The 13,653-nt window shown below is 44.7% G+C and carries 8 protein-coding genes; all 8 read right to left on the reverse strand.

All coding sequences use genetic code 11. The annotated features are described in order from the left end of the window. Positions 1 to 177: 177 nt before the first annotated feature. Complete coding sequence (locus IPM47_02185) at positions 178 to 1,662, reverse strand: hypothetical protein (protein QQS29787.1); 1,485 nt, start codon at positions 1,660 to 1,662, stop codon at positions 178 to 180. Between the two features lie 369 nt (positions 1,663 to 2,031). Further along, positions 2,032 to 2,454, reverse strand: a complete 423-nt coding sequence (locus tag IPM47_02190) for a CBS domain-containing protein (GenBank protein QQS29788.1) — start codon at positions 2,452 to 2,454, stop codon at positions 2,032 to 2,034. 389 nt (positions 2,455 to 2,843) lie between these two features. Beyond that, a complete protein-coding gene (locus tag IPM47_02195) occupies positions 2,844 to 9,827 on the reverse strand; it encodes a PKD domain-containing protein (protein ID QQS29789.1) in 6,984 nt (2,327 codons plus the stop codon). 659 nt (positions 9,828 to 10,486) lie between these two features. Continuing rightward, positions 10,487 to 11,812 carry a 30S ribosomal protein S12 methylthiotransferase RimO gene (rimO, locus tag IPM47_02200; protein ID QQS29790.1) on the reverse strand — a complete coding sequence of 442 codons (1,326 nt, stop codon included), beginning with the start codon at positions 11,810 to 11,812 and terminating at the stop codon, positions 10,487 to 10,489. Positions 11,813 to 11,863: 51 nt separating this feature from the next. Next, positions 11,864 to 12,823: a signal recognition particle-docking protein FtsY gene (gene ftsY / locus IPM47_02205; protein QQS29791.1), complete on the reverse strand. Its 960-nt coding sequence runs from the start codon at positions 12,821 to 12,823 to the stop codon at positions 11,864 to 11,866. A gap of 153 nt (positions 12,824 to 12,976) precedes the next feature. Continuing rightward, the gene (locus tag IPM47_02210) at positions 12,977 to 13,144 is read right to left on the reverse strand and encodes a DUF4295 family protein (protein ID QQS29792.1); all 168 of its coding nucleotides are present in this window, start codon (positions 13,142 to 13,144) and stop codon (positions 12,977 to 12,979) included. Between the two features lie 7 nt (positions 13,145 to 13,151). Next, positions 13,152 to 13,340, reverse strand: coding sequence for a 50S ribosomal protein L33 (gene rpmG, locus IPM47_02215; protein QQS29793.1), 189 nt, complete (start codon positions 13,338 to 13,340; stop codon positions 13,152 to 13,154). 33 nt (positions 13,341 to 13,373) lie between these two features. After that, positions 13,374 to 13,604: a 50S ribosomal protein L28 gene (locus tag IPM47_02220; protein QQS29794.1), complete on the reverse strand. Its 231-nt coding sequence runs from the start codon at positions 13,602 to 13,604 to the stop codon at positions 13,374 to 13,376. Between the last annotated feature and the right edge of the window lie 49 nt (positions 13,605 to 13,653).

Below are 13,653 nucleotides of genomic sequence, written 5' to 3' on the forward strand. Positions count from 1 at the left end.
AAATGCCTGAACAGAAAGCCTAACTCCTTATAATACCACTTTACTTTCTAAAAGAACTCACTCTTAACCCCTCCGAGTAGGATAATTTAAAGACTTTTGCCAGAAATTGATGGCTCAAAATTAAATCATAGTTGGTATAAGTGCATCTAATGGGATAGATAATTCTTGCTGTCAATATTATCGCTGTCCGATGTTTTTTGAGAAGTCAATTTTTAACAACATGAAATCATTGCGCTCATTGAAGGCGGGCAACACGATAATATCGGGGGCAACCTGTTTTCCGTACCGGGGGGCAATCATTACGTTATAATCTTTTGACCTCAGCAGGCTGGAAACCGTATATTGTCCGTCGCTATCGAGAATAAAGTTGTTTAGGTTGGTGGTGCTCGAAATGTCTTCGTTAAAAATAATGTTCAACTGGCTTCGGTTATTTACCAAAGCAAATGAAGAATAATAGCCTCCGTCATCGTCTGATGATTGTCTTTTCTGCACAACATTTCCCCAATACATCGTGCCATCCGGATTGATGGAAAGCAGCAACACATCGTTGTAATAATAGCTTGTACCAAGTTGACGGGCATAAAAATTATCAAAAGTTGAGCGGGGCATATTTTGCTGTACGGTATAAAAAAGTTCTCCAATGAGCAATGCCCCCCCGTCTTGTCGGGTAATCAGTTTTCGGATGCGAAGGTTGCTGATTTGGTCGCGGCTTCGTACTAATGTGTTTCTGCTGACGCGTCTGATGATTTCTGAATTAAAGGGCGCAAAGGTTTGCTCACTGACGATGCCGGCAGTCAGGTCAATAAAAAGGTAAAAATAGCCGCTGATATCGTTCGATTGTTTTTCGGTATAAAAACCGGCAGCCACAATACGGTTGTTGCGGTCATCCACCTCAAACTTAATGTCGCTCAGTAAATACTGTACATTTTCTATCTGGACAATGCTTAGTTTGTTAGTGGCAAAATTGTAACGCAGCAGCTTAAAATTGTCGTACAAAGAGTTGTTGTTGCTGATGACTCGTTTGACCTGAGCGTCCAATAAAAAAATTTCCCCCTCGTTGCTCAAAAAATTATCTTCGTTAATCAGTTTGTTGGTAATAGGGATGTTTTTTCGCCCTAAAATGTCGAGGTTTTTATTGAGAACAACACAATTGACACTGCTGATACCATTAAAGTCATTGGTCATTCGTTGCAGACAGATGAAGGATTTATTTTTGGAAACTGAAATCTGATAACTATATCCATAAGAGCCAAAATTTCGCTGAATGGTATCTACCACCACTTCCGGCATCAATTGGTGCAAATCGTCGCTGACCTTTCTGGCATATACATAAGTAATTTGTTTTTGTTTGAGGGTATAAAAAATCAGCAATTCGTTTTTGTAAGGAACAATGCCGATGACCTTTGACTTTTTGTCGGGCAAAAAAAGTTCCTTGTTCCATTTCAGGCTGAGGTTTTCCATATCATAGGCCTCTATCGCATGATAGCGCTCCCCCCATTTATGCAACAACAGCCCTGCATCGGTATGTCCCAACACTTCGTAATCGCTGATTTTTCCCGCTATTTTCTGAGGTCGGGAAAAAGAGGTTTCCTGCCCATAAAAAACAGGGGTTGTCAGCAACAAAAGCAGGACGTATAGTATTGATTTTTTGTAGTATGGCATAGAAATAAAATAACCTGAAAACGATACACAATGTTCATCAATCTGTAGGAGGTAAAATGTCGTTACAAGTGCATTTTAGCCGAGACAGATGATAGAATTTGTCCGGTAAATTTATTAATAAAAACTGTTTACCGGAATGGTGTGCTTAGATTTCAAATAATACCACTTCACAATCTAAAAGAACCCACCCCTAACCCTCCGAGGAGGGGAATTTAAAGACGTTTGTCAGTATTTGATGATTCAAAATTAAATCATAGTTGGTATAAGGTTTGTTTTTGTTTGTTTGTTAATAAAAACTGAACTGCCCCGCCTTTTATTACAAAGACGGGGCAGTGAAGCTATCATTAAAGGGTAATCCTGTTTATGTTATTATCCGTATGTGGCAAATTGTTTTACAATATCGCGAACCGTGATAATACCTTTGATTTTTCCGTTTTCGTCAACAACCGGAAGCGACTGAATGCCTTTATTGATAAATATCTCTGACGCATGACCGATTGTTTCGTCTTCGGTGATGGTTACGGGATCGGAGGTCATAATATCAGCAAGTTTAAACTTAGCATTAACTTCTGCTTCGCTGACCGTTGAGGATTTGGCAACTTCTGCGTTATAAGTTCTCAGCACATCATAGGAACTGATAATACCCACTACTTTATCACTTTCATCAACAATAGGAAGATGATGAAGATTGAACTCTAAAAACAATTGACATGCCTGAGAAAACGTATGTGCAGCAGTTGCCACAATTACATGATGACTCATCACCTCTGAAATTTTGACGCTTTTTTGCATAACCTATGAATTGGATTTTGGTTTTGAAATATTCTTTTTGATAGGACAAAGTTACTGCTTTTGCAATAGTCAAAGATGATTTGCCGCAGTTTTGCAGATGATTTTTGTCATTATACGCCTTTGCCGGTAAAACTTTCCACTTTGAAAGGGAGGTAAAAAGGTTATTCTGCTACCTTATTCAAAAGAACTTCTACCTTGTCTCCCACGTTTTACATCCCCTATGTTTCCGGTGGGAAACTGCCTCCGATTAAGAGGAACAAATGTGCCTTTTATCATTATTGAATGAAGCTAAAAGGTAGATAGAAGCGATACTTTTATCGCTTAAACCATTCCCTCTCTCCGATACAAGTATCGGAACTACCTGATGCGCTACTTAAACCCTAAAAAACCTACCTCTTCACCAATTTTACCCTTGCTTGCGCGGTTTGGTTGTTAAGCTGCAAAATGTAAACTCCGACAGGTAAATGTTCTATGTTCAGACTATAGTTTTCGGGTAGATAGGGTATTGTTTCCACCAATACCCGCTGACCCATTATGTTGACAAGGGTGATGGTACAATGGTCGGTTTGCAGGGTGCTGGGGAGTTTCCATTCTATGTAAATTAAGCCGTCTGTCGGGTTGGGATAGATGTTCGGGACGGGAACTAGTTTCGGCAAAGTTGTCGGAATACCGATAATCACTTCTTCCACAATCTGCACCTGATCTTCTCCCGAACCGAGCGCAAACGTATTGAGCGTGCCATCAACGGCTACGACATTGCCTATAGTCATGGCCGCAAAACTGCCAATTGGGGCATCGGGTTTTACCTGTATGCGTAAGGTGCAGATAACCCCGTATCCGCTGAACGGAAACAGCCCGTTTCGGGTAAATACCATGCTGACGATGCCGTTTCCGGTATCAATGCCGGCGTTGGTGAAATAATCAGAGCCTATGTTTCCCAACGGCGAACCACTGTAATCCAATGTAAGGGTGCTTATGTCTAATTTTGAAGCGTCTATGGCTATATCAAAACTGAAGCCCTGCACATTTTCAACCCCCTCTTCCATGCTGCCCAACCACAAGGGGACTTGGATAACGTCGCCTTGATTGGCGGTTTCGGGCATATCGGGAAATATGCCGGGCATCAAGCCGTCGGCAACCACATCACCAGATAATCGAGCATGGGTAAAGCCCTGATTGATGATAGTGGCGCTGATATCGGTATTGTCTATCCATCCATTGCCGCTTGCATCAATGTATCGGGCACTTATTTCCTCCCCGTTAAAAATAATGGGCGATTGCAGCCATTCTTCCCCCAACTGATAGGGCTGCCAAGTGATTCCCTGTACATTTCGGGACGGGCCCTGCATATTAAAACAGGTACCGGTCAAAATATAATCCAACGAATTTACTATGCCGTTGTTGTCAGCATCGCCCGGCCAACAAAAATCACCCGCGACAATCTCCCCTTCGGCAGGGGCACAACTGTTCAGCCCTATAATCTGACTGGCATCGGTAATGGCTTCGGTGGCTGCAAAATCAAACGTTACAGTTTGGTTTTCGTCGGGTTGAGGGGCAACCACAAAGGTCAGCGTAAACAGCAAGCCCGTTCCGTTGGCGGCAGTTGTGCTGGTAACGCCCGTCTGTATCTGACCAGTCGTTGGATTGTCAAGGAAAATTCCCGGAACCGGACTGCTGAAAAAAGTGCCGATTCCGTAGCCCACATAATTGAGATAGGCGGTATTGTATTGCAAAACGGGGTTAATGGCTTTGACCGGAGTAGTCAAATCGTTCACCCACACTTCTACCTGAAACTGCTCGCCGGGGCTTATTATGGACGGCCCTACAATACATAAATCGCCATCCGAAAACTCAGAATTGACCTGAATATAATTGCCGGCACAGTATTGGTCTGTTCCCGAAAATCCGGTTGCGGTCAGGCAGATGCTGTAAAAACCGGGTGACGAAAAGGTAAACTGCGGGTTAATTGCCGATGAAGAGCCTATTGGCTGTCCGACACTGTTGTAAATAGTCCAGCTATAAGCATTGGCACCGGTTGACTGATTGATGAACGAAACGGTTAGCGGGGCTGCCCCCGAAACGGGTATTGCCGTGAAATAAGCTACCACAGGCGCTACGCCGGGTTGAACGATGATATAGTTCGGCCGCGTTTCCAGAACAGGCGAACTGTCTGTTACCCGCGAAAGACTGACTGTATAAATGCCCGGAGCGGTATAGGTGTGCTGTGGGTTGGCAACAGAGGAACTGTTGCCATCGCCGAACTGCCAGTAAAACATAGTACTGCCGGTACTGTTGTGGTTAAACTGTACGGTCAGCGGGGCTATTCCGCTAGTGGGAGTTCCGTTAAACAAGGGTTCCGATGCTCCCGCATTGACGGTTATGGTTTGGGAATAATGCCCGGAACAACCCATGCTGCTGTATGCATACAGCTCAACCAAATAGGTGCCGGGCAGGGTAAAGGTATGGTTCAGGTCTTCGGCGCTGCCAACCACCGCGCCGTTGATGCGCCATTGATAGGTTACAGCACCCGTAGTGCCGTTGTTGAAAAAGACGGAGCCGCCCGTGTTGATAGTTGTTGCCGAAGGTGCAAAAACAGTGTTGGGAACAGGGTGAACAGTAACTACAACACTATTGGAAACGGCGGTACAGTTATTGGAAGTTGTAACGGTTACGTTGTAAACGCCCGATTGTGTAACGGTTATGGTATTAGAACTTTGCCCGCTGCTCCAACCGATATTCGGATAGCTTCCGGACAGACTGAGCTGCACACTGCCCCCCTGACAAAACGTTGTACTGCCCAAAGCCTGAACTACGGGACTGACGGGCGGCAGTATGGTAATGGTTTGGGATGAAGCAGCCGGACATCCGGCAGGTACGCTGCTGCTCAGGGTAAACATTACCGTATAAACGCCTGCATCTTTATCGGGCGAAGCGTTGAAATAACGACCTGAAGAAACGGTTGCGGGATTGCTGCCCGGCGGGGCTTGCGTGATTGTCCAAACTCCTGTTTCAGAAGTTATTTTAAGGGTGTTTAGGTCAAACGCGCTGCTGTTGTAACAAAGAGGGTTGGACGGAGCAAAGGTTTCAACGCTCGGACAGGCGGTGCAAACTGCTGTTGCGATGCCTCCGGCAGAACAGGCGGGCGCTCCGCCTTCTGCTAGAGGAGTACCCGGCACGTAAGCCCTCCAAAAAATTGTTTGTCCGTTGTAGGAAGTGGCGGGGGGAGCGGCCTCCCAACTGCCGAAACCCCAGTCGTATTCTATGAACAGGCTGCCTCCGCCCGTGCAGTTGGGCAATACTTGTAAACTACAGCCTCCGGCAGGAGCCACCACCGCCGAAGAGGGAAAGGGGTAAACCTGCAAAGTCAGGGTTCCGGCCGCTATGGGCGCTGCACCCGGGTTGGAACACAAGATACCGGCATAGAGGGTAACGTTTTGCGCTATGCACTCGTTGCCGGTATGTACAGCGGTATAGCCGGCAGCCAAAGGATTGGTAAGCGCGGGGTTGGAGTACCATTTAATTCCATCGAACTTGCCGTAGGTGTCGCTGTATTGCAACAGGGTATTGGCAACAGCAAAGTTGGGAACAGCGCCCTCGCATAGGGACTCCGTGGCGGTAATGGCAGCGGTAACGATAGGGCAGGTGGGGCAACCCGCTATAATGCAGTTATTGACGCTGCAATCGGGGTTGCCGTCGCCATCATTGTCGGGAGTGCCGGCAACGTAGGCTCGGTAACAGCTTATATCGTCGTTCAATACCGCGCCACCTGCACCCGAACCCGGCGGAGGAGTGCTGCTCCATACCCCATCGTGCAGATATTCGAGTACCACGCTGCCCGAAGTGCAGTTGTTTTGAGCAGCCAAAGAGCAGCCGCCAACCTGAACAATGTCTTGAGGGGCGGTATAGATTTGCAAAGTCAGAGAGCCGGCGGGTATTGGCACTTGGGTAGTATCCTGACAAATCAGGGCAGCATAAAGGGTGGTGGTTTGCGGCAAACAGGTATTGCTCAATGAATGATTGGCGGTATAGGCAGCGGGGTTAATCTGCACGGTCAACCCCGGATTGCTGTACCAATGTATGGCCTCTAATTGGTTGTATTCATCGGTATAGCCTATTGCAGCGGCGGCACTGCCAAAATCGGGAATATTGCCTTCGCAAATGGCTTGGGTAGCGGCAAGAGGTGCGGTTATGGTAGGGCAGGGGCAGGTGGAAGGGGTTTCGGATAGGACAGATAAACCGGCACTTGTTCCAATCCATTTATTCCCATCTGCATCTATAGCTAAAGCTTGAACATAATCATTAAGCAAACCCGAATTTGAAGCGTTGTAAGTTATCCAATTTGTTCCATCAAATCTCGTCAACCCTCCAAATGTTCCTATCCATTTATTCCCGCTCGCATCTATGTTTATTGCAGTAACTTTGTTACTTGGCAACCCTGAATTTGAAGTGTTGTAAGTTATCCAATTTGTTCCATCAAATCTCGCTAACCCTCCATCAGTTCCAATCCATTTATCCCCGCTCGTATCTATGGTTATTGCATTAACATAGTTATTTGGTAACCCTGAATTTAAAGTGTAGTAAGATGTCCAGTTTGTCCCGTCAAATCTTGCCAAACCAAAATTAGTACCAATCCATTTATTCCCGTCTGCATCTATAGCTAAGTCTTCATTAATACCTAGAGACAATCCAGAAGCAGAAGCATCATAAGTTGTCCATGTTGTACCATCAAACTTTTTTAACCCTTCATTATCATAACCAAGTCCGACTATATTACATGGATTAATCCATACATTTCCAGTACCATCAATTGCAATTGATCTGAAAACACCGTTGTTATAATATTCTGTCCATACAGTGCCATCAAATTTAAATAAGCTTCCATTCAAACTTCCACCTCCAAACCCTACTCCATAAATTTGTATTCCAACCCAAATATTCTCAAGTTCATCTGTAGCAATAGCAGCAATAAAAACATCAGTATCGTCAGGGAACTCCGAATCAAAATTAATATAAGTTATCCAGTTTGTTCCATCAAATCTCGATAACCATCCACCAGTTCCAATCCATTTATGTCCAGTTGCATCTATAACTATAGCATTAATGTTATCAGAAGGCAATCCCGAATTATAATTTGTCCAAACTTCCCCACCCCCACAAGGATTACTGCTCACTGTTACACTTTGGCAGGAATAATTGTTTCCGCAGGCATTGCTGACCGTCAGGCAGACATTATAGTTTCCGGCAGTGTTGTATGTATGTGTCGTGCTTTGCCCCGTTCCGGTATTGCCGTCTCCGTAGTTCCACGAATAAGATGCGTTGAGGGGGACGGCTGTAAAGTTTGCCTGTAGTTCAGAAGTATAGAAGCTGAAGGAAGGCGGGCTAAGAGGCGCAATCACCGTAATGCTTTTGGTGGTGGTATAAACGCAGGAAGCTGCCGTGCTGTATGTGTAGGTAACAATATACGTACCTGCCCCGGCAAGGTTGGGATAGAAGGTATTGCCCGACATTCCGCTGCCTGTAAATGCCCCTCCGGAGGGCGAGCCGGTCAGTGGTATGGCCGCCCCGTTTGTGCAGGCTGTAGCAGGCAATCCGTTGATTACCGGCGTGATAGCTGCACACGGACTTGCGCTGCAAGATACGGCAGACGATGCTGCACTGTTTTGGCAGGTATAAGCCCCCAAGGCCATCACCGCGCAGGTGGCGATTGTTCCCGGTGTCAGTCCGCTAAGGGTATGGTTCAGCAATCCCGTGGAAGACTGCCAAGCACCCCCGTTAATGCTCACCATATAGCCCGTTGCCCCGCCGACGCTGTTCCATCCGAAGACAATGCTGTTGGGCGTTTCGGAAGAACATGTCGGGATAGGGGCGGACAGCACGCTCAAAGTAGTCAGGACAATGCCGTTGGAAAAAGCGGAAACGCAGGCAGGTAGGGTAGAAGAAATCAAATAGGCGGTATAAGTTCCCGCCTGCGTTGCAGGATAAGTTTCGCCGGTTGCGCCGCCAATATCCACCCCGTTTCGTCGCCACTGAATATAAAATCCCGTCGGTGCAGCGCTTGTTACATTCAAATTGACGGAAGAAGGGCTGCCCGTTCCCGAAGGGCAAAGTTGCGTTCCGCCCGTAGAATTAATAGCTGGTGCGGTGGGAACGGCGCAGGGCGGTTCGGCCAAGATTTCAATATTGTGGGCGGCACTTGCATTGAAATTGCAAACCAAGGCGTTCAGTATCGCGCGGTCGTTAATGTTGGCGGCATTGTATTTTTGTACTACTGCCACCACGTACATATTGGCGGCGTTATAGGTTGAAGGAATGGTATAGGTATAAGTGGTAGAAAATTCCTGATCGGCTTCAATGCTGCCCGGTATCACTCCGGCAGTACCCCAAGACCCGCCCGTAATTTTACGAACCACATGTCTGTGGTCGTAGCCGGTTATCGGGTTAGGGTAAGAATAATAAGGGTGGGTAGGTCCGCCATACGCACTGCTTTGGTAGCTGTAATAGTTGCTTTGATTGTAAGAAGAACCTCCGGTAACATGGTCTTCCACTATAAAGCAATTAAGACGGTATTCTCCGTTAAGTGGCGCGGTGAAATGTGCCGTGGCATTTATGGTCAGCAACCGGGTAGTATTGTTGTAAGTCGTGTTGGTTTCTATAGCAACGGGGGATTGAACGCTCAAACGATTTATCACTCTGTTTTGCCACTCTACCCGATTTGTTCCTATTTCAGATGTTCCCGGAAATAAAAACCTGTCTATCAATCCGGAAGGATAGCTGAAAATATAGGCATCATTTATGCCATTATAATCAGCCGTAGTCATCACATCGTTATGAGCCGATAACCATATTGCATTTGGATAGGCGTTTACGATGTTTTCGGCCTTCAAAGCCCCGTCCGGACAAAATCCGCACCAAGCTCCCGTAAATTCCTCCAACAACACTTTCTTTTCAGGCAGTTTCAACATTCCCGAACATTGTTTGGTCAGGATATTGTTGGTGTTGTTTTGGTCAGTTCCTCCGTTTGGGGAAGAAAGGGTTACTTCCACGTTGTAAAACACGGGCATATTTACCATAAAAGTTCCGCTTGTGGTGAAGTTAAAGGTAGCTCCCGATGCTAACCCCATTCCCGAAAGTGTTTGCTGCGTAATGGACCCTTCGTTTACCCTCCATGAAAGCGTTACAGAGTTTATGGTCTGAATGCCGTTGTTGCGGATAGTCCCGGTTAAGGAATAGTTGCCCGGGGTGAGCAGGTCAGGCAGGGTGATGCTGTTTACGGCGACATCCAAATTATAGGTTTGCGCCGATAAAAAATTGTCGTAAGCAGAGCCGAAAAACAGGAAGAACAACACTGATAAAATGGTAAAATTCCGTTTCATACGCAAAAAGATATTTGGCAATGAATAGGTGAAAAGTGATAAGAAAACAAAGATACAATTAAAAAAGCATAAACTTGCTCAATCAAACGTTATAAAATTACACAGAGAACCACAGAGAAGATAAAAAACCTCTGTGCAATACTGACATGATTTAATTTTGAACCATCAAATAATGGTACAAATTCTACCTACCTGAAACATACCAGGCGAATCCCCTTAAAATACGGTGCACGCCTTAAGGTTTGTTTTATGGAAGTTCCGGGTGGGTATCAAAAGAAAGGGTGGTGAATTCTTAGTAGCGGTATATCTTATCGACAGATTATCATGGTAACAAAACCTCTCCTCTTTCCCGGTTTAACCCTCACAAAATAGCACTTCTGCCTGAAAAAACACTGCTACTGCTTTGTTGGGGCAAACATACGAGGTAATAAGGTTGCTGTGCCGAAACGACTGATTCCAAAAAAGCCTGAACCCCGAAAGTCGAAAACGGTATTCATTGGAATTTTCGCGATTTTTACATGTCAGGATTGATTGAAGACTATGCCTTATGGCCTACAACTAAAACCGCTATTCGAAAACTTCTACAAGATTAACCCAAAGAAGATATCTGCATATTGATCGTATTGGATTCAACAGCTTTGGGTCATTCCGATTTCACATTATTTCACAACATCACCGTACAAATCAAATTCTGTTGCATCGGTAATGCAAACCGGAGCGAAATCGCCAATCCTGACATAGTTTTTGTTGATACGGGCATCTACTAAAACTTCATTGTCCACTTCGGGCGAGTCGTATTCGGTTCGACCTATAAAGTAATTGCCCTCTTTGCGGTCGAACAATACTTTAAAGGTAGCGCCTATCCTGTTTTTATTTAATTCACCCGAAATACCCTGTTGAATATCCATCAAATAAGCAGCCCGGTCGGCTTTTACTTCTGCCGGAACATTATCCTCCAAATCATAAGCGGCAGTGCTTTCTTCGTGCGAATACTGAAAGATTCCGAGTCGCTCAAACCTTGTTTGTCGAATAAAGCCGGCAAGCTCTTCAATATCTTCTTCGGTTTCTCCCGGAAAACCCACAAGCATGGTGGTTCTTAATGCTATATCGGGGTTTATCTCCCGAATATCGGCAATAAGGCGGCAGGTTTCTTCTTTGGTTATCAGGCGGCGCATGTTTTTCAGCACATTATCGCTGATATGCTGCAAGGGCATGTCTAAATAATTACAGATATTGGGATGTGTGTTCATGACCTCGATCACTTCCATCGGAAATTTGTACGGATAAGCATAATGCATTCTAATCCATTCCAACCCCTCTACATCAGCCAGCCGGCGGAGCAATTCGGGAAGTTCGCGCTTTTTGTAAATATCCAAACCATAATAGGTCAACTCCTGTGCGATGAGCATTACCTCCTTTACCCCGTTGCGTACCAAATTTTTAGCCTCCGACACAATTTGTTCCATGGTTTTGGAAACATGCTTGCCTCTCATGAGGGGGATAGCGCAAAATGAACAGGTGCGGTTGCAACCTTCCGATATTTTGAGGTAGGCGTAATGTTTCGGGGTAGTCAACAGGTTGCGTTCACCAATCAGGTCGTGCTTATAGTCAGCTCCTAATTCTTCCAATAAAAAGGGCAACTCCAAAGTGCCGAAATAAGCATCTACTTCGGGTATGCCTTCTTCCAGTTCCGATTTGTATCGTTGCGAAAGACAGCCGGTAACATACAGCCGTTCAATTTTACCTTCGGCCTTGGCAGCGGCATAATGCAGGATAGTATCAATCGACTCTTGTTTTGCGGTTTCGATAAAGCCACAAGTATTGACAATAACAATATCGGTGTCTTTGCGGGCTTTTTCGTGCGTAACGCCTAACCCGTTTGCCTGCAATTGGTTCATCAACACCTCTGAGTCGACCAGATTTTTGGAACAACCCAAGGTAACAATATTGATGTTGGACTTTTTAAATTGCTCTTTTGTTTTCATGCCTTCTTCGAAATAATTCCCGCAAATGAAGAACGGAAAAAAGTTAAAAAATCAACGTTTAAACAGGCTGTCAACAAATTCTTTCTTGTTAAATATCTGTAATTGTTCAATTCCTTCGCCCACCCCTATATACCGGATAGGAATACCAAACCTGTCTGAAATTCCAATAACCGCACCACCTTTGGCGGTTCCGTCTAATTTAGTTACTGCAATGGCAGTTACTTCGGTTGCTTTCATAAACTCTTCTGCCTGAGCAATGGCATTTTGTCCGGTGGATCCATCGAGGATGAGCATTACATCGTGGGGCATATCCGGCGAAACTTTTTGAATTACCCGCTTGATTTTACCCAACTCGTCCATCAGGTGTTTTTTGTTATGCAGCCTTCCGGCAGTATCAATCAACACGACCTCCATATTTCTGGCCACTGCCGATTGTACGGTATCAAAAGCGACTGCTGCAGGATCGGCACCCTGTCCTTGTTTGATAATCGGCACATTGGCGCGTTCCGCCCAAATAGTCAATTGTTCTACTGCTGCTGCCCTGAAAGTATCGGCTGCGCCTAAGATCACATTTTTGCCTCTTTTTTTAAACTGATGGGCTAATTTGCCAATTGTTGTCGTTTTCCCCACTCCGTTTACGCCTACAATCAGCATAACATAGGGGAAGGGTTTGGTTTCGGGCAAATCAAAATCAGAATAGTCGGGGGTATTGTTTTCAGTGAGCAGGGCGATGATTTCCTCTTTCAGCATGATATAAACCTCTTCTGAATTGAGGTATTTTTCGCGGGCTACTCTGGCTTCGAGGCGGTCAATAATTTTGATTACCGTAGGAACACTGATATCGCAGGCAACAAGGGCTTCTTCAATTTGGTCAAGCACTTCTTCATCAACTACATCTTTGCCGGCAATGGCTTTTGATATTTTAGAAAAGATGTTCTGATTGCTTTTCTGTAGTCCTTTATCGAGATCGTCTTTTGTTTCTTTTGAAAAGAATTTGCCAAAAAAACTCATAAGAGATGCTTAAAATGATTAATGAAAAGAAAGAAATATAGCTGAATGAGGTAGCCTGTTTGAATTAGGCTGATAAATAAAAAGGCTTCTCTTTATGTTTAGAAACTTAAAGAGAAGCCTTTGCGGCATAAATACCTGCGATAAAAGAGCCGTTTAGAAACCTTTTAATGCTTCGTCCAACTGATCTCTGTGTATGATTTTTTCTTTATAGGAATATTGTCCTGTTACGGGGTTTTTTTCACTAACCACAATTTTTACGTGGCTTTTACCGCCTTCTTTTGATCCCCGGTTTACACGGGCGTTTTTACTGACTTTACCCATAGTTCGGTTATTTTATTTCTTTATGAACTGTATAACGTTTCAAAATACTGTTGTATTTTTTCAACTCTATTCTTGCGGGTGTGTTTTTGCGGTTTTTAGTGGTTACATACCGCGATGTGCCCGGCATTCCGCTTTGTTTATGCTCGGTACATTCCAAAATCACCTGAATTCTGTTTTCTTTGCTTTTCTTAGCCATGACACTGTTTCTTTTTGGGCTGCCTGTTATAGATTAGGAACCTTTTTTTTGCAAATCTTTCAAATAAGCATACAATCCTTTTTTGTTGATAGTACGCAAGGCCGAAGTTGATACTTTAATGGTAATCCACTGATCTTCTTCGGGCAGGTAAAACCGTTTAGTTTGAAGGTTGGGGTAAAACCAACGCTTTGTTTTGCGGTTAGAGTGTGAAACACTATTACCTGTTATGGGCTTTTTTCCGGTTAATTCACATATTCTTGACATGACACACTCGTGTTTAACTTTTTATGGAGCGCAAAGATACGTTTAATTT

The organism is Sphingobacteriales bacterium (genome assembly GCA_016700115.1).
Lineage (GTDB): Bacteria > Bacteroidota > Bacteroidia > Chitinophagales > UBA2359 > UBA2359.